Annotated in this window: 16 protein-coding genes; 8 read left to right on the forward strand and 8 right to left on the reverse strand. The window is 67.0% G+C overall.

Annotation, left to right across the window (positions count from 1 at the left end):
- Nucleotides 1-141 precede the first annotated feature (141 nt).
- Nucleotides 142-1,212 (forward strand): glycerol dehydrogenase, encoded by a 1,071-nt coding sequence (locus Q0C38_RS09090; protein ID WP_291296764.1) that lies wholly within the window; start codon nt 142-144, stop codon nt 1,210-1,212.
- A gap of 61 nt (nt 1,213-1,273) precedes the next feature.
- On the opposite strand, the gene Q0C38_RS09095 is transcribed toward Q0C38_RS09090, so the two are convergent.
- Both Q0C38_RS09095 and Q0C38_RS09100 read right to left on the reverse strand, forming a co-directional pair.
- Complete coding sequence (locus Q0C38_RS09095; RefSeq protein ID WP_291296765.1) at nt 1,274-2,491, reverse strand: amidase; 1,218 nt, start codon at nt 2,489-2,491, stop codon at nt 1,274-1,276.
- Nucleotides 2,488-3,111 (reverse strand): tripartite tricarboxylate transporter permease, encoded by a 624-nt coding sequence (locus tag Q0C38_RS09100; protein ID WP_291296766.1) that lies wholly within the window; start codon nt 3,109-3,111, stop codon nt 2,488-2,490. Before Q0C38_RS09100 ends, Q0C38_RS09095 begins: the two co-directional genes overlap by 4 nt.
- Here Q0C38_RS09100 and Q0C38_RS09105 point away from each other — a divergent pair.
- On the forward strand, nt 3,061-3,273 hold the full coding sequence (locus tag Q0C38_RS09105; RefSeq protein ID WP_291296767.1) for a substrate-binding domain-containing protein: 213 nt from the start codon (nt 3,061-3,063) through the stop codon (nt 3,271-3,273). The two genes, Q0C38_RS09100 and Q0C38_RS09105, sit on opposite strands and share 51 nt — an antisense overlap.
- Nucleotides 3,274-3,331: 58 nt before the next feature.
- Here the strand turns inward: Q0C38_RS09105 and Q0C38_RS09110 are convergent, their stop codons facing one another.
- Together Q0C38_RS09110 and Q0C38_RS09115 are read right to left on the reverse strand one after the other, a co-directional pair.
- On the reverse strand, nt 3,332-3,769 hold the full coding sequence (locus Q0C38_RS09110; RefSeq protein WP_291296768.1) for a hypothetical protein: 438 nt from the start codon (nt 3,767-3,769) through the stop codon (nt 3,332-3,334).
- 100 nt (nt 3,770-3,869) lie between these two features.
- Nucleotides 3,870-5,060 carry an acetate/propionate family kinase gene (locus tag Q0C38_RS09115; RefSeq protein WP_291296769.1) on the reverse strand — a complete coding sequence of 397 codons (1,191 nt, stop codon included), beginning with the start codon at nt 5,058-5,060 and terminating at the stop codon, nt 3,870-3,872.
- Between the two features lie 23 nt (nt 5,061-5,083).
- Here Q0C38_RS09115 and Q0C38_RS23320 point away from each other — a divergent pair, with 23 nt between their 5' ends.
- Together Q0C38_RS23320 and Q0C38_RS09125 are read left to right on the forward strand one after the other, a co-directional pair.
- Complete coding sequence (locus Q0C38_RS23320) at nt 5,084-5,860, forward strand: hypothetical protein (protein WP_291296770.1); 777 nt, start codon at nt 5,084-5,086, stop codon at nt 5,858-5,860.
- A gap of 106 nt (nt 5,861-5,966) precedes the next feature.
- Nucleotides 5,967-7,223, forward strand: coding sequence for a PHB depolymerase family esterase (locus Q0C38_RS09125; protein ID WP_291296771.1), 1,257 nt, complete (start codon nt 5,967-5,969; stop codon nt 7,221-7,223).
- 116 nt (nt 7,224-7,339) lie between these two features.
- On the opposite strand, the gene Q0C38_RS09130 is transcribed toward Q0C38_RS09125, so the two are convergent.
- Nucleotides 7,340-8,611, reverse strand: a complete 1,272-nt coding sequence (locus Q0C38_RS09130; protein WP_291296772.1) for an amidohydrolase family protein — start codon at nt 8,609-8,611, stop codon at nt 7,340-7,342.
- Between the two features lie 213 nt (nt 8,612-8,824).
- On the opposite strand from Q0C38_RS09130, the gene Q0C38_RS09135 reads away from it, so the two are divergent.
- From Q0C38_RS09135 to Q0C38_RS09150, 4 genes are read left to right on the forward strand one after another with little or no spacing between them, the layout of a single operon-like run.
- On the forward strand, nt 8,825-10,183 hold the full coding sequence (locus Q0C38_RS09135; protein WP_291296773.1) for an ABC transporter substrate-binding protein: 1,359 nt from the start codon (nt 8,825-8,827) through the stop codon (nt 10,181-10,183).
- 6 nt (nt 10,184-10,189) lie between these two features.
- Nucleotides 10,190-11,110 carry a carbohydrate ABC transporter permease gene (locus tag Q0C38_RS09140; protein WP_291296774.1) on the forward strand — a complete coding sequence of 307 codons (921 nt, stop codon included), beginning with the start codon at nt 10,190-10,192 and terminating at the stop codon, nt 11,108-11,110.
- Nucleotides 11,107-11,958 carry a carbohydrate ABC transporter permease gene (locus tag Q0C38_RS09145; protein ID WP_291296775.1) on the forward strand — a complete coding sequence of 284 codons (852 nt, stop codon included), beginning with the start codon at nt 11,107-11,109 and terminating at the stop codon, nt 11,956-11,958. The genes Q0C38_RS09140 and Q0C38_RS09145 overlap by 4 nt, the downstream gene beginning before the upstream one ends.
- 6 nt (nt 11,959-11,964) lie before the next feature.
- Nucleotides 11,965-13,050 (forward strand): ABC transporter ATP-binding protein, encoded by a 1,086-nt coding sequence (locus tag Q0C38_RS09150; protein ID WP_291296776.1) that lies wholly within the window; start codon nt 11,965-11,967, stop codon nt 13,048-13,050.
- An 88-nt stretch (nt 13,051-13,138) separates the two neighbouring features.
- On the opposite strand, the gene Q0C38_RS09155 is transcribed toward Q0C38_RS09150, so the two are convergent.
- The 3 genes from Q0C38_RS09155 to Q0C38_RS09165 are packed head-to-tail and all read right to left on the reverse strand — an operon-like array spanning nt 13,139 to nt 16,413.
- Nucleotides 13,139-14,008 (reverse strand): ABC transporter permease, encoded by an 870-nt coding sequence (locus tag Q0C38_RS09155; RefSeq protein ID WP_291296777.1) that lies wholly within the window; start codon nt 14,006-14,008, stop codon nt 13,139-13,141.
- 2 nt (nt 14,009-14,010) lie between these two features.
- Complete coding sequence (locus Q0C38_RS09160; RefSeq protein ID WP_291296778.1) at nt 14,011-14,952, reverse strand: ABC transporter permease; 942 nt, start codon at nt 14,950-14,952, stop codon at nt 14,011-14,013.
- A 15-nt stretch (nt 14,953-14,967) separates the two neighbouring features.
- Entirely contained in the window at nt 14,968-16,413 is a 1,446-nt protein-coding gene (locus Q0C38_RS09165) for an amidohydrolase family protein (RefSeq protein WP_291296779.1), read from the reverse strand.

Below are 16,413 nucleotides of genomic sequence, written 5' to 3' on the forward strand. Positions count from 1 at the left end.
GAGCGCCCACACACGAGCCTGAACGGGCTTACGCCCGCAGCCTTTGCAACCCGCCCCACGCAGGGGCATAGACAGAACAGACCCTGCTTATGAACGAGGGCAGCCTGGGGGCAGGGTCAGGGGCAATGAAGGGATGACACGATGATGATGCGCGCCTTCGGTTCCCCGCGCCTCTACCTCCAGGGCCCCGGGCTTCTCGACCGCGCGGCCGAGGCGCTGGCGGCGATCGGGGCGCGGCCGTTCGCGGTGGTCGATCCCGTCGTGCTGGACCGGATGGGAAACCGCCTCTCGTCGGCCCTGCCAGGTGCGACGCTCACGCGGTTCTCGGGCGAGATCACGGCCGCCGAAATCGACAGGCTTTCCGACGAGGCTAGGTCTGCGGGTCCGGGCGTGATCATCGGCATCGGCGGCGGCAAGGCGATCGATACCGCCAAGGGTGTCGCGCTGACGCTCGGGCTTCCCGTCGCGATCATCCCGACCGCTGCCTCAAATGATGCGCCGACGAGCAGGTTGATTGTCGTCTACGATGAGAACCACCGAATTTCCGAACTACGGCGCCTCCCCTCGAATCCCGATCTCGTGCTTGTCGATACCGCGATCATTGCCGCGGCGCCGAGGCGGCTTCTCGCGGCGGGTATCGGCGACGCGATGAGCAAGGCCTTCGAGGCGCATGCATGCGCCAATGCGGGTGGCATCAACTTCTTCGGTGGCTCGCCGCCGATCGCGGCACTGGCGCTTGCCGACGCCTGCCTGGCGACATTGAAGCGCGATGCCGCCGCCGCCATTGACATCGCGGGAACAGGACAGCCGAATGCAGCGTTCGAGAACATCGTCGAGGCAGCGGTGCTGCTGTCGGGCCTCGGGTTTGAGGCAGGCGGTCTGAGCCTTGCACATGCGCTGACGCGCGGCTTCACGGCCCATCCCGCCACAGCCGCGGCGATGCACGGCGAGATGGTCGCCTACGGCACGATCGTGCAGCTCGTGCATGAGGCGCGGCCGCAGGCTGACTGCCTCGAACTCGCCCGGTTTGCGGCTGGGGTCGGCCTTCCTGTGACGCTCGCCTCGCTCGGCCTTCCTGCGCCGACGGACGCTGACCTGGATGCGATCATCGCACCCACGCTCGCCGCGCCCCATATCCGGCATTTGCGCGCGCCGATCGACCGCATGATCCTTGCCGCATGCTTCCGCGAGGCCGACGCGTTGCTGGCATGAGCGATGCGCTCACGCTCGGGTTGCGACACTCGGACGCACGCGGTCTGAGCCGCAATCCGCGCTACGGGGGCGGGAATGCGTACCGGGGCGCGGCAATCAGGGCGGCGAGGCGCAGCAGGGCAACGTCTTCCCCCTTCGCGCCCACGAGCTGAATGCCAACGGGCCGCCCCCGTGTATCGACGCCAGCGGGCACCGAGAGGGCGGGATGGCCCGTCAGGTTGAACACGCAGTTCGGCGAAGCCAGACAGTAGGCGATGCAGCCAGACTCGTCATCGGCATCGGGCAGGAGATCGAGGTGTCCGGCACAGAGGATTGCATCACAGCGCGACAGGATCGTATCGACGCGACCGGTCAGCGCCGCTCGCTCTGCCAGCGCGGATGCGCGTGTGGCCTTGTCCATCGCACGGCCTGGGCGGAGCCAGGCACGCAGACCCTCGCTCACCATTCCCGCAGGCGCGGCGAGCACGGCGGCATGCCGCTCGGCGGATTCCGGCAGGGCAATGGCGCGGACCAGCGCGCGCGCCGCGTCGATGCCGATCGGCGCCTCTGCCAGGCTCAGCACTGCCCCGGCTGCTGACAGGCGACGCGCTGCCTCGGTCAGAGCCACGGCGATCTCGGGATGCGCGTCACGATCCCAGTTGCCGATCAGCGCGATGCGCGGATGGCGCGGCGGCGCGTGTTCCGCGGCGCCAAGGCGCATCGCCACGGTTGCGAGCAGCGCAGCATCAGCCCCGATCAGCCCGACATGATCCAGCGTGTCGGAATGCGCGAGAACGCCGTTCCGCGGGATCAGATCGAAGCTCGGCTTGATGCCGATGACGCCACAGGCAGCAGCGGGGCAGCGCACCGACCCGCCCGTGTCGCCACCCAGTGCGACATCCGCCATCCCAGCCGCTACAGCGACGGCGGATCCGCTCGAAGAGCCGCCGACGAAGGCGCCGCGTGCGAAGGGGTGGGCGGGTGGTGGCGCGAGCGCGAGTTCCTGCACCTCGCCAGTTCCCGCACCGAGTTCCCACGTCGAGACCTTGCCGAGCGGGACCGCGCCCAGCGACCGCAGACGCGCGACCACGGCGGCATCGTCACGTGCGATGCTGCCTTTCAGCAGACGGCAATTCGCTTCCGTCGGCCAGCCCGCGACATCGATCGTGTCCTTCACCGCAACCGCGAGGCCCGCGAGCGGACCGGCGCAGCCATCGATCCCGTCTGCGAGATGCACGTAGGCGCGGAGCGCACCGTCACGCTCGGCAATCCGTGCGCGTGCCACCTTTGCGCCGATCATCGCTCGACCGGGACGGGGGCGCGGGGGCGGCGGATGCCGGGTGCGACGACCAGAAGCAGAAGCAACAGGGCGCCGCCGAGCAGCACAGCGCTCACTGGCCGCTCGACGAATACGGCGGCATGGCCACCCGAGATGAGCATCGCACGGCGGAAATTCTCCTCCATCAGCGGCCCCAGGATGAAGCCGAGCATCATCGGCGCCGGTTCGCAGCCAAGCTTTGCGAGAGCATAGCCGACGATACCGAAGCCGAGCATGAGCCAAAGTGCGACCAGGCTGTTCGATACGGCAAGCACGCCGACGCAGCATGTCAGCCCGATTACCGGTGCCATCACGCGATAGGGCGTTTCGAGCGCCTTTGCCCAGAGCCCGACAAGGGGAAGGCTGATCACGAGAAGCATCATGTTGCCGACCCACATGCTCGCGATCACGCCCCAGAAGAGGGCCGGCTGTTCGGTGATCACCTTCGGCCCTGGCTGGATGCCATGGATCAGCATCGCGCCCGCAAGCACCGCCATCGCCGCGTTGCCGGGAATGCCCATGGTCAGCAGGGAGAGGTGCGGCTCGGCGCGATGGATGGCCTGGTCGATGGCATCCTGCGCGACGTGGTCGCCTCGTTCCATGCGACCCATCCGCACATCCACCTCTCAATCGAGGTGGGCGGCACCGGAGCTGGCCTGCGCGCTCTGCTCGCCGGCACGCTCGATGCGCTGCTCGCTTCAACCTGCCGGAGCGGCGTGAGTTTCGCGTGCTTGCTGCATGGAAGTTGCCATGCGGCGCTGTGATCGCGCCATCGCATCCGCTCGCCGGCCGCAGGCGGCAGCTGCTCTTCCCATTAGTGTTCTAGAGCACGACCTTCCGATCGATTCCAGTTGATCGGAACGTGCTCGAGCCGTCGATGCCGTAGTCGGCGAGCGCGGGCAGCATCGCTTCGATCACGAAATCGACGAAGGCGGAAGGTGCGTCGAGGTAGAACTCCCTGTCCGAGTAGCTGCCGACATGTGCCTTGACGCCGCGCGCCCCGAGCCATGCCGCGAGCTGCGTGAGTGCTGCTTCCGGCGCATCGTCGAGGAACGAGACCTGCGAGCGCAGCTTGTCCCCATCGCGGCTCATGGTGTCGCTGCGGCTGAACTGGAGATCGACATTGGTGCCCGGCTGGCGCAGCCAGATCGATCGTTCCGTCCGCCGCAGCGTGATGAAGCCGAGCTCGCCCGTAAGCATGTCGACGACCGTCTCGAAGTGCCGCGCGTCGAGCCTGTTGGCAACATGGTTCAAGCGCATGCGGGTCCCTCCCCGGTGTGACTTCGCTCGATCACACAACGATCACCAGCTTCGCGCGTGACATCCGCAACCCAGACGTGAACCGCTTGTACGGCAGGAATCACCCACGCGCGGCAAGCACCCCGAGGGTGTGTTCGGCGATCATGCGCTCCTCGTCGGTGCGGCGAACCAGCACGCGGACTCCGGCGCCGTCGTGAGAGATCTCGGCGTCATTCGCGGCGTTGCGCGCCGGATCGACCGTGACGCCGATGAAACCGAGGCCGTCACAGATCCGGGCGCGTAGCCCGCGCGCGTTCTCGCCGATGCCGGCGGTGAAGACCAGCGCATCGATCCCGCCGATCGACGCGGCGAGTGCCGCAATCTCCCGCCGCACGCGGTAAGCGAAATAGCCGAGGGCTCGCTCCGCCGCCTCGCCCCCTTCTGCTTCGATCGCGCGTACGTCACCCGAGATGCCGGACAACCCCTTCAGACCGCTGCCGTTGTAGAGAAGCTTCGTCACCTCGGCGGTGGTCATGCCGAGCGTATCGATCATGTGCAGCACCACGCCAGGGTCGATCTGGCCGCAGCGTGTGCCCATCGGCACGCCGTCAAGCGCGGTGAAGCCCATCGAGCTTGCCTGCGCGTGCCCACCGGCGATGGCGCAAAGCGAGGAGCCGTTCCCGAGATGGCAGACGACGAGCCTGCCGCTGCCGAGCACTGGGTCCTCGGCCGCGATCCGGCGGGCGATGTACTCGTAGGAGAGCCCATGGAAGCCGTATCGGCGGATACCGCGTGCGTGGTACGCGATCGGCAAGCCGAACGTATCGGCAACGAAAGGTTGTGTGCGGTGGAATGCCGTGTCGAAGCAGGCGACCTGCGGCACGCCACGAAACCGCTTCGCCGCGGCGGCGATGCCGGCGAGGTTGTGCGGCTGGTGCAAGGGCGCGAGCGGTACGAGGTCCTGTAGCTCGGCCATCACGCCGACATCGATCAGTGTCGGCGCGGAGAAATCCGGCCCGCCATGCACGACGCGGTGGCCGACCCCGACGACGGGCCTGCCGTCGAGCATGCCGTCGAGCCAGGTGATGATCGCATCGAGCGCCGCGGCGTGGCTCGCCGGCGCGCCGCCACCCGCCCACCCCTCGGTGGCGATCGTCTCGCCCTCCGCATTCCGGGCGATGAACCGTGGCGTCGCGCCGATGCCTTCGACCTGGCCGGCGCACTGCAACGTGAGCACACCCTTCGCTGCCGCGAAGGCCGCGAATTTGAGCGACGAGGATCCGGCGTTGAGAACGAGGATGATGCCGTTCATCGCCCCCCCACTACCACCAGGCGTTGCCCTTTCGCCTGGGCGAGGTCGATTGCGTTCTGCACGATATCTGCCTTCGTCATCAGGTCCGTCGCGATGTTGATCGCCGCATCGCTGATGAGCAACTGCCCTTCGCGGCCAGGAGCGCCGCGCTCGCGTGCCGGGCTGAGGCACCGCCGCGCGCTCAAGCCACTCGCCCTTCGTCCCGCGGCAGCGACACCTTCGCTTCCGCGCGCGACCCGGCGCACGTGCACCGGCGCCGCCGGAAAAGAACATCGGGCAGCCGTCCGAGCAGCCCCCAGGCAAGCCCAGTCACCGGGCACTTGAAAATCATCGGTACTCATCCCAGTTACCATCCAGATGGATGGGAATGGGATGGTGTGGGTATGTCCGACAGCGCTCAACGCGTGAAGCATGGCTCAGACACGGAGAAGATCACGATCAACCTCGGCTATGTTGATCTCGGCCACATCGATCTGCTGGTGCAGGAGGGCTTCTATTCCAACCGCACCGACCTGATCCGAACCGCGATCCGCAACCAGCTCGAACGTCACGCCGATGCGGCGCGGCAGTCGATGGCGCGCAACAGGCTCGACCTCGGGCTGCGGCACTACGGCCGCGCCGAGCTTGCCGCGGCGCAGGCATCCGGCCGGCCTCTGGAGATCCGCGTGCTGGGGCTCGTAAGGATCGGAGAGGATGTCAGCCCTGAGCTGGCCCGTTCGGCGATCGCCTCGATCTCCGTCCTCGGCGCCCTTCAGGCGAGCCCCGCGGTGAAGGCCGCCCTCGCCGACCGCATCCGCTGACGATCAGTGGAACGCGCGGACGCAACCGCAGTGCACCACCAAAGATGGAGCCTTTCGCCCCGGCCCCTCGTGGCTGCCGGAACGCGGAGAACAGGAAGCTGAACACATGACCGTGCTTTCCCCATTATCCGCGCGCATGCTCGAGGCAACGCGCCTGACCCGCGAGGGTCGCTTGCAGGAGGCAACAGCCGTCCTGCAGCAGTCGCTCGCCCAGGGGGCGGAGCGGAACCCAGACGCGCCGCCCGACGCTTCCCCCCGCGCCAGCTATCCGCGTGCCGCGCCAGCCCGCGTGTTCGACGTCGATCCAGAGACGGGCAGGGTCGCCGGCCCACCCGACATGGGCGCACCAGGCGCGGCGAAGGGTGCCGCGCGTGACGCTCACGGGTCATCGTCCGCTCCACCCGCTGAACAGCGTGGGAAGCAGAAGCGTGCGCCGGGCGCGTGGAGCTTCGGGAAGGCAACGGCGTTTCGTATGCGCAGTACGACAACGACAATCGTCCCGCCGGGTGCGCAGTTCACCGACGAACGATTCGACGGCGCGCACGGCCACCGCATGTACAAGCTCTATACGCCGAGCACCCATCGCGGGGAGCCGATGCCGCTGGTGGTGATGCTGCACGGCTGCACCCAATCCGCGGACGATTTCGCGATCGGTACCGGCATGAACCGCCTTGCCGAGGAGCACGGTGTGCTGGTCGCGTACCCCGAGCAGCTGGCGGCCGCGAACGCCAATCGGTGCTGGAACTGGTTTCGCTCGGGCGACCAGCAGCGCGATCGGGGCGAGCCGGCCCTGATCGCTGGTGTGACGCGTCAGGTGACGCGAGCGCATGCCGTCGATCCTGCGCGCATCTACATTGCCGGGCTATCCGCCGGCGGTGCGGCGTCGGCCGTGATGGGCATGGCCTATCCGGATCTCTACGCCGCCGTCGGCGTCCACTCCGGCCTGGCCTGCGGCGCGGCCCATGATGTGATGAGCGCATTCGCCGCCATGCGCGGCAGCGCGCCCGCGGGCGATCCCCGGCGATCGGGCGGAACCGCGCGGCGGCTCGTTCCGACGATCGTGTTTCACGGCGATGCTGACCCCACGGTCCATGAGCAGAACGGTCTCGCGGTCATGGAGCAGGCTGCGGCGGGCATTGAACTGACCGCCACCACGCATCGCGGCCAGGTGCCCGGCGGGCGAGCCTATACACGCACCGTTCACGCCAGGATGGACGGCACCGCGGTCATCGAACGCTGGGCCGTGCATGACGGCGGGCATGCCTGGTCCGGCGGCGACGCGGCTGGTTCATTCACCGATCCGCAAGGGCCTGACGCGTCTCGCGAGATGCTGCGGTTCTTCCTGGACCACCGACTGCCCTGAGGGATCGGGCGGGACGACCTGCCCGCCCGACCTGGTCTTTCAGCGCAATGCCTCGGGACCTGGCACGCACCGCTCGGCGTGCCGGCCCGCCCCTGGCGTGTCATTCAGCGCCGCGTTCACTGCCGCCAGTTGCTCAGCCCCAGCTCGTTCTTCACCCACACGCCCTCCTTCATGATGGCGGGGATGTTCTCTCCCTGGCCTGTGAGGACGGAAATGTCATCGAGCGGATTGCCGTTCACCGCGATCATGTCGGCGAACGCACCTGGCGCGATCACGCCGATCCTGCCTTCCATCCGAATGACCTCGGCGCCACGGATCGTGGCGTGGCGGATCACCTCGAGCGTCGGCAGCACCTGCGCGCGGATCGCGAACTCGTCCGACTGGTACTCCATCTGCTCGCCCATCAGGTCGGTGCCGTAGGCCATCTTCACGCCGGCCTTCTGCGCGATCTCGAGCGAGCGGTTGCCGGCCTCCAGCACCCGCTTGGATTTCTCGATCGAGTAGTCGGGATACCCGAGGTCCTTCCCGTACTTCACCAGGTTCCCGTAGGTCACGAGCGTGGGAACGAGGAAGAAGCCGCGCGCGGCAATCATGTCCGCCGCTTCCGCATCGATGAGGTTGCCATGCTCGATGGTGCGGATGCCGGCCTCGACGACGCGCTTGATCGCCGCCGCCGTGTAGGTGTGCGCAGCGACATAGGTGTCGGCGCGCTCGGCCTCGTCGACGAGCGCGCGGAGCTCCTCCATCGAGTATTGCAGGAAGTGGATCGGATCGGAGATCGAACCGACGCCGCCGCTGGCCATGACCTTGAGGAAGTCGACGCCGAGCCGGATCTCGTCGCGCGCCGCGCGGCGCACCTCGTCGACGCCATCCGCGATCCGTCCACTGCCGCCGCCATAGGTCGTCGTCATGTGATCGAAGCCCATCGGGTCGGCGTAGTCGACGCGTGTCCGCCGATCGCTGTGTCCCCCAGTCTGGCTGAGCGCGCGGCCGCACACCGACAGCCGCGGCCCGGTGAGCAGGCCGAGCTCGAGCGCTTCGCGATGGCCGCGGTCAGCGCCGCAGAGATCGCGCGCCGACGTGAACCCGCGCATCAGGATGCGCTTCAGCTTGATCGCGGCATACGCGTTCATCAGTGACGGCTGCATGTGGCGCAGCGTGTCGTTCGCATTCCTCAGGTGCACCGAGACGATGTGCAGGTGACAGTCGATCAGGCCCGGCATCAGCGTCCGTCCGCCGAGGTCGATCGTCGCTGCGTCCGGTGCCTCGACCGGTCCTTCCGTGACCGCTTCGATCGTCTTGTCGCGCACGAGCACCTTGTAGCCGGCGCGATAGCTGCCGTCGCGCGGGTCAAGCAGCATGAAGTTTGTGAGCAGTGTCGAGGTCACGCGGTGTATCCTCCCGAGGCAACATCTGATGCCGAATTCATCACAGCCGCACAAAAAGAACGCAGGCGCGACAGGGGTGAGCGGCGGAACGAAGTATGCTGATCACTCGTTGCGCAGGCTAGACAGATTCGATAGCGTTGTCATCGAACCGGGCCGGGGGAACCCATCACGCAACCGGAAGATGTGTCGGCAATCCACTCCACTGGAGGTGATATGAGCGATCGTATGCGGCGTGCGACTGGCGGGAACGAAACGTTGCAGGCGCGTGTCGGCCGGCGCCAGCTGCTGCTGGGATCGGCGGTCACGGCAGCCGGCCTTGCAGCACCCAGCATCGTGCGCGCGCAAGCCCGTGTGATCCAGTTCTGGGGAACGCAGCGGGCGCCGGAGCAGCGCGAGGCGTACGAGAAGATCTTCGCGTCCTTCAGCCGCGCCCATCCGGGCTTCACGGTCAACTACGATCTGGTGACCGAGGAAACGATCCTGCCGCGCCTGTCGGCTGCCCTCGCCGCGCGTACGCCCCCCGACCTGATCTCCCACATCCCCGCGCCGTTCGCGATCCAGCTGAACGACGAGAACCTCGTCGAGCCGATGGATGATGTCGTGCGGGCTGTCGGGGCGGATGACTTCAATCCGAATTCGATGGATTTGTTCCGCGATCCCCGGCGTGGCCATGTCCTCGCGGTCTGTATCGTCAACGGAACGACGCCCGGCAACATGTGGGTGCGCAAGGATCTGTTGGCGGAAGCGAACCTCCAGATGCCGCGGACATGGGACGAGATGCTGAACGTCTCGCGCCGCCTGACCCGCCGCGGCGCGTTCGGGACGATCTTCGCCACCGGCAAGAACAGCATGGGCGATACCCAGTTCCTCCAGACGGTCTGGCAGGCCGGTGGCAACATCGTCAATCCCGACATGTCGGTGGCCTTCAACTCGCCGCAGGTCATCGCCGCGCTCGAATACGCCAAGGAGATGGCCTCGTTCTCGCCACCCGAGGCAACCAACTACAACTTCCTCGACGTGCTGAACGGCTTCGTGCTCGGCCGCGCGGCAACCGCGCCATACACCGGGCGGGTGCTGATCAACATCACGCGCGAGAACCCCGCACTCGCCGACAAGGTCACCTGCATCGCGTCGCCGCACCGGCGCGAGGGGCGGCCTGCCTTCAACAGCGACTTCACCGCGCTGGTGATTCCAAAAGGCAGCGGCCAGCCGGAGGGGGCCAAGCTTTTCGCGCAGCACCTGCTCAGCAAGGACGCACAGATCACCTTCCTGCACGCGACACCTGGCCACAATCTCCCTGACCTGAAGTCGGTCGGGCAGTCGGAGGAGTTCGCGAACGACCCGATGCTGAAGCGCTTCCGCGCCGAGCTGCAGGTGATGCTCGCGAACACCGCGCAGGCCCGCAACCTGCTCAAGGAAAGTGCCCAGCATCCGATCAACCGGCGTGCCGGCGCCATCTTCGGCGCCCGCATCCTGTCCGAATCGGCACAGGACGTGATCATCGGCGGCGTGAGCCCACGCCAGGCCGCTGCCCGTGGCGCTGACAAGATCGCCGCGATCATGCGCGGCTGACGGTCTGTGCCGAATGCCGTCGAGGCTGGTGGACGCCTGACGCGCGCGGGCCGCGATGCGTTGACCGGCGCGATGCTGATCGCGCCGACCATGGCGTTCTTCCTGCTTCTCGTTGCGTACCCGTTGTTCCAGGCGTTCTGGATCAGCCTGCACGAGATGAGCACGCTGACATTGACTGGCCCGTTCGTCGGCCTGGCGAACTACAGCCGGCTGCTCGCCTCGGAGCAATTCTGGGGAGCGCTCTACACCTCGGCAGTCTGGACCGTCTCGTCGGTTCTCCTGCAGACGGCGCTCGGCATCGCGATTGCGCTCGCGTTGCACGGCCCTCTGTTCGGCCGCACCTTCGCGCGCGGGCTCGTTCTGTTTCCGTATCTTCTGACGACGGCGGTCGCCGTGCTGATCTGGCGCTGGCTGCTGAATGACCTCTACGGGATCATCAACTACGTGATCCTGGAGTACGAGATCGTCGATCGGCCGATCGCGTGGCTAGGGCGCATGCCGAATGCGATGATCACGGTCGTGCTGATCGGCACGTGGAAGCTGTTCCCGTTCGTCGTCATCGCGGTCCTGGCGCGGCTGCAGACGATCCCGCTGCACCTGTACGAGGCGGCGCGCATCGACGGCGCGAACGCACTCGAGCGGTTCTGGGACATCACGTTGCCGCAGTTGCGCGGCGTGCTGGCGCTTGTTCTCGTCCTGCGCACGATCTGGGACTTCAAGGAGTTCGACCTCATCTACCTGATGACCGGCGGCGGTCCGCGCCGCGGCACGGAGACGCTGCCGCTGCTTGTCTACCAGCAATCGTTCCCCGAGCTGCAGGCAGGCCGGGGCGCTGCGGTCGCCGTGCTGATGCTCCTGATCATGCTGGTGTTCTTCGCGGTGTATTTCCGCATGCAGGCGGCTGACGAGGAGCGCGACCGCCGATGAGCAGACCCCTCCGCAGGGCAGGGCGCGCGGCCGGCCTCATCGCCTACAACCTCGGCATCTGGGCCGTCATCCTGGTGCTGAGCTTTCCCCTGATCTGGATGGTGCTGACGGCGTTCAAGCCCAGGTCGGAAACACTGAGCTTCCCGCCGAGCTTCCTGCCGCGACGCTGGACGCTGGAGCATTTCGAGCGCGTGCTGAACAGCACGCCGTTCCTCTCCTTCTTTGCCAACAGCCTCATCGTCGCGGTGGCGACGACATGCCTCGTGATGATCGTCGCGCTCTTCGGCGCCTACAGCCTTGCACGGTTCACCTATCCCGGCCGTCGGCTGGTGGGCAGGCTGATCCTGTTCACATACCTCCTGCCGTCGACCGTGGTGCTCGTGCCGCTCTACCTGATCGTGGTCGCACTTGGCCTCGCCAACACGCTGGCCGGGCTCGTGCTTGTCTACACGACCTTCGCGCTTCCCTTCGCGCTGTGGCTCCTGCACGCCTTCGTCGCAAGCATGCCGCTCGACACCGAGGAGGCGGCGCGCGTGGACGGTGCCTCGCGCATGGGCGCCTTCTTCGACGTTGTCGTTCCGCAAGCGCTGCCTGGCCTGATCTCCACGGCGCTCTTCACGTTCATCCTTTCCTGGAACGAGTACCTCTTCTCCCTGGTCTTCATCACCGACACGCGCACGAAGACGCTGCCCTCCGGGGTGACGTCGCTCCTTCTCGACTCGATGAACGTGGAATGGAACATGCTGATGGCGGCTTCGGTGCTGATCACCCTTCCGGTGCTCATCTTCTTCGCGTTCCTGCAGAAACACCTGACCAAGGGTTTCGGCGCCGGCAGCGTCAAGGGTTGAGCGCCGATGGCAAACGTCGTTCTTTCGAATGTCCAAAAGCGTTTCGCCGATGGGACGATCGCCGTTCACGACTTCTCGCTCGAGGTCGAAGACGGCGAATTCCTGACCTTTCTCGGTCCGTCGGGCTGCGGCAAGACGACCACGCTGCGGATGGTTGCAGGCCTCGAGACGCCCAGTGCCGGCACCATCCATTTCGGCAACCGACGGATCGACGACCTGGAGCCGGGCGAGCGGAATGTCGCCATGGTGTTCCAGAGCTATGCGCTCTATCCGCACATGACGGTTGGCGAGAATCTCGCATACCCGTTGAGGAAGCGTGGCGTGCCGAAGCCCGAGCGCGACACGCGAGTCGCTGCGACAGCAAAGCTGCTGCAGATCGAGCCGCTGCTCGCGCGCCGGCCCAAGCAGCTGTCAGGCGGCCAGCAGCAGCGCGTGGCCCTCGGGCGGGCGATCATCCGCGATCCGGATGTGTTCCTGCTCGATGAGCCGCTGTCGAACCTCGATGCGACGCTCAGGGCCTACATGCGGGCGGAACTGGTCCAGCTGCATCGGCGCATCGGCAAGACGATGATCTACGTCACGCATGATCAGGTCGAGGCAATGACCATGTCGACCCGGATCGCCGTCATGCATCAGGGGCGGCTTCAGCAGGTCGGTCCTCCCAGCGAGGTCTATGAAAGACCGCTCAATCGGTTCGTCGCATCCTTCGTCGGTACCCCGGCCATCAACTTCATCGATGGCAGGATCAGTGCAACAGGCGACGGCCTCGCTTTTGTCGGCGACGGGCTGGTGTTTCCGATCGCCGACCAGGTGGGTGGAGCCGAATCCGGTGGGGGCAGACCGGTGGTCGCCGGTATCCGGCCGGAAGATGTCACGATCGGCGGCGGGCAACCAGGGCAGGGCGACGCCGAGGTCCTGGTGGTCGAGCCTCTCGGGCACGAGACACTTGTCGTCCTTCGTGTCGGTACGAGCCAGGTCGTTGCGCGCGCGCCCGCGCGATCGGACGTGACGCCGGGCCAGCGCCTTCCATTCTCGATCAATCGCCAGCGCGTGCACCTGTTCGATGCTGCGACGGGCGATCGCCTGGGCTGATTGCCGGTCGTTCGCTGAGCGTCGACGGCTTCCGGAACAGCGTCACGCAGCGTGTGCGTCGTGCCGATCGTCCATCGCTCCTCGTCCCTCACCGGTCGGTGTGGCGTGGGTCCAGGAGGTCGCGAAGCCCGTCACCGAGAAGGTTGATTGCGAGGACGGTGATGGCGAGGAAAAGCCCTGGGAAGAAGATGATCCAGGTCGCGATCTGGAAGTAGGTGCGGCCCTCGGCGACGATGTTGCCCCAGGTGGGGATCGCTGCTGGCGTGCCGGTGCCGAGGAAGCTCAGAAGACTCTCGATCAGGATCGCCGCCGCCGCGACATAGGTCGCCTGGACGATCAGCGGTGCCGCGGTGTTCGGCAGGACGTGGCGGAGAAGGATCCGCGGCACCCGCGTGCCCGAGGCGAAGGCGGCCTCGATGTAGGGTTGCTCACGGATGGTCAGGACGACGCTTCGGACAAGGCGCGCCACGCGCGGCGTTTCGACCACCGTGACAGCGAAGACCACGTTGGCGACGGATGGCCGCGTGACGGCCACCATCGCGATCGCAAGCAGGATGGCCGGGATCGCCATGACGCCGTCCATGATGCGCATCAGGGGGCCATCAGCCGAGCGGACGAAGCCGGCGACGAGGCCGATCACCGTGCCGAACGTGCTGGCGAGCACTGCCACCGACAGGCCGACGAGGAGTGAGACGCGGCCGCCATGGAGGGTGCGTGTGAAGATGTCGCGCCCGAGATGATCGGTGCCGAACCAGGCCTCCTCGCCTGGCGGCATGAGCCGCGCGATCGGGTTCAGTTCCTGCGGATCGCCGACGACGAACGGGGCGATGAGCGCGCCGATCACCATCGCCAGCAACAGCAGCCCGCCGACCACGATGCCGCGATGGCGCAGGATGCGGCGCACCGCGACGCGCCGTTCATGTGATGCCTCTGCCGATGCGCTGCCTGCTGCCGGCATCGTCAGTACCTGATCCGGGGATCGAACACGACGTAGAGCAGGTCAACCGTGAGGTTCACCAGCACCTTCACGGCCGCAAAGATAAGCAGCACGGCCTGGATCACCGGGTAGTCGCGGCGGAGAATCGCATCGACCGTAAGCCGGCCGACGCCGGGGATGGCGAACACGCTCTCCGTCACCACGACGCCGCCGATCAGCAGCGCGACGCCGGTGCCGATGACGGTGACGATCGGCACGGATGCGTTCTTCAGTGCATGCCGGGCAAGGATCGTTCCCTGCGCAAGCCCCTTTGCACGGGCTGTCCGGATGTAGTCCTGCGCCAGCACCTCGAGCATCGTCGCGCGCGTGATGCGGGCGATCAGGGCGGTGTAGGTGAAGCCGAGGGTGATGGCGGGCAACGCAAGGCTCCGCAGGAACGGTCCCACCCCGTCGGAGATTGGGCGATACCCCTGCACGGGCAGCCACTGCAGCTCGATCGCGAAGAGCCAGATGAGGCCGTAGCCGAGCACGAACACGGGCGCCGAGAAGCCGAGGACAGCGAACGCCATGACGAACTGATCGATCCAGCGCCCCGATCGTGCGGCCGCCAGCACGCCGAGCGGGACGGCGATCGCGATCGCCACCACCATCGTCAGCACCGCGAGCGCGATCGTCGGCTCGAGCCGCTGCTTGATCAGGAGCGAGACCGGCAGGTTGGAAAAGATCGACACGCCGAGGTCCCCGCCGGCGACCTGCCTGACCCAGGCGAGGAGCCTGACCCAGAACGGGTCATCAAGCTGGAGCTTCGTGCGGATCGCCGCGACCTCCGCGGCCGAGGCCATGTCACCGGCGATGACCGCTGCGGGGTCACCGGGTGCGAGGTAGAGCAGCGAGAACACGATCAGCGCGACGACCACCATGACGGGCAGCGTGGCGGCCAGGCGCTTCAGGATGTAGGAGACCATCGCCCGCGCGGCTGCTCAGCCCAGCATCGGCAGGCTGAGCGGGATGATGCTGTCGATCGACCGGCCAAGCGGATCGCGCGAGGGAACATCGCCGAGCATCCGCTTCTGGGCCGCATCGAGCCCGGCGGCTGCCGCCTCCACATCGATCGTCAGGCACGTTCCATCAGCGACCACCTGGACGCCATCGACGAACACATGGCGCACCGGGCGATCGAGGCCGGTGAACACGAGGCTCCGCAGCGGGTCGCGCAGCGGCTTCATCGTCCAGTGCCCGGTATCGACGAGCACGATGTCGGCGCGGCAGCCTGTCGCGAGGCGCCCCAGGTCGGCTCGGTTAAGCGCCCGCGCCCCGCCAATTGTCGCTGCCTCGAAGGTGGCGTCGACGAAAAGCGCGTGGGTGTCGCCATCGGCGACCTTTGCCATGACGGTGGCGCAGCGGAGTTCGTCGAGCATGTTGTGCGGATGGATGTCGGTGCCGATCGCCATGTTCACGCCGGCACGGCGATAGCGCGCGAAGCTCTGCAGCGTCTTGCCGCGCCGTGTCTGCGTTGTTGGGCAATGCGCCACCGTGGCACCGGTGCGTGCAAGCGTCGGCAGATCGTCGCGCGCGTGCAGGTGCATCCACGGATGCTGGTCGGTGAACACGACGTGACCTAGCGTGGTGCGTGGCCCCAGGAAGCCGATGCGGTCGAGCCACACGACCGAGGTGCAGCCGTGCCGCTGCATCATCTCGCGCACTTCCCACTCGGTCTGCGCTGCGTGGGTCTGCATCAGCCAGCCACGCTCATCGGCCGCGGCGACGGTGTCGCGGAAAAGCGCCTCTGAGCAGCTGTCGGCCTGTGCCGGAACGAGCATCGGCGAAAGGCGGCCGGAGGCGTGTCCGGCTGCGCGTTCCGCGACCGCGATCGCGGCCTTGAGCCTTGCCCCGTCGCCCGCCGTATCCCAGTCATAGCCGAGCGTATGGCCGTTCGGGCTGACGTAGCGGGCGGAGGCGTACTGCACCGCCGCCCATGCCCTGATGCCGCTGGCCCCGAGCGTGTCCAGCCACCCATCCCACGCGAAGGCGAGGTCACAGATCGATGTGCAGCCCGACAGGAGCAACTCGGCGAGCGCATAGTTCAGTGCGTGCGGTTTCTCATGCTCCTGCAGCGTCATCAGCGACGAGAATACGTGCAGCACGCCGGCGACCGGGTCGGGCGCATCGGGGACTGCCGATTCCTCATAGAGCCCCTTTGTCACCGCGATGTACGAGGCGTGCGAGTGGACGTTGACGAGGCCCGGCATCGCCATCAGCCCGCGCCCGTCGATCTCGCGCGCGGCGGTGCCGGCAAAGCCGGGCCCGAGATGACTGATTGCCCCGCCGGTGACGGCGAGATCCCAGCCGCGCGCATAGGCGTGGCGTGCGTTCGCCTCGTCCCACACGATCAGCCAATCGAGGTTCCTGACGAGCAGGTCAGCCAC

It is taken from the genome of Elioraea sp., from assembly GCF_022842375.1.
Lineage (GTDB): Bacteria > Pseudomonadota > Alphaproteobacteria > Acetobacterales > Acetobacteraceae > Elioraea_A.

Excerpts from the sequence above, each read along its gene's own strand:
- Q0C38_RS09160 (WP_291296778.1), bottom strand. The coding sequence starts at position 14,952 with ATGGTCTCCTACATCCTGAAGCGCCTGGCCGCCACGCTGCCCGTCATG.
- Q0C38_RS09110 (WP_291296768.1), bottom strand. The coding sequence starts at position 3,769 with ATGCGCTTGAACCATGTTGCCAACAGGCTCGACGCGCGGCACTTCGAG.
- Q0C38_RS09100 (WP_291296766.1), bottom strand. The coding sequence starts at position 3,111 with ATGGAACGAGGCGACCACGTCGCGCAGGATGCCATCGACCAGGCCATC.
- Q0C38_RS09095 (WP_291296765.1), bottom strand. The coding sequence starts at position 2,491 with ATGATCGGCGCAAAGGTGGCACGCGCACGGATTGCCGAGCGTGACGGT.
- Q0C38_RS09090 (WP_291296764.1), top strand. The coding sequence starts at position 142 with ATGATGATGCGCGCCTTCGGTTCCCCGCGCCTCTACCTCCAGGGCCCC.
- Q0C38_RS09135 (WP_291296773.1), top strand. The coding sequence starts at position 8,825 with ATGAGCGATCGTATGCGGCGTGCGACTGGCGGGAACGAAACGTTGCAG.
- Q0C38_RS09115 (WP_291296769.1), bottom strand. The coding sequence starts at position 5,060 with ATGAACGGCATCATCCTCGTTCTCAACGCCGGATCCTCGTCGCTCAAA.
- Q0C38_RS09125 (WP_291296771.1), top strand. The coding sequence starts at position 5,967 with ATGACCGTGCTTTCCCCATTATCCGCGCGCATGCTCGAGGCAACGCGC.
- Q0C38_RS09145 (WP_291296775.1), top strand. The coding sequence starts at position 11,107 with ATGAGCAGACCCCTCCGCAGGGCAGGGCGCGCGGCCGGCCTCATCGCC.
- Q0C38_RS09150 (WP_291296776.1), top strand. The coding sequence starts at position 11,965 with ATGGCAAACGTCGTTCTTTCGAATGTCCAAAAGCGTTTCGCCGATGGG.
- Q0C38_RS09155 (WP_291296777.1), bottom strand. The coding sequence starts at position 14,008 with ATGCCGGCAGCAGGCAGCGCATCGGCAGAGGCATCACATGAACGGCGC.
- Q0C38_RS09105 (WP_291296767.1), top strand. The coding sequence starts at position 3,061 with ATGGATGGCCTGGTCGATGGCATCCTGCGCGACGTGGTCGCCTCGTTC.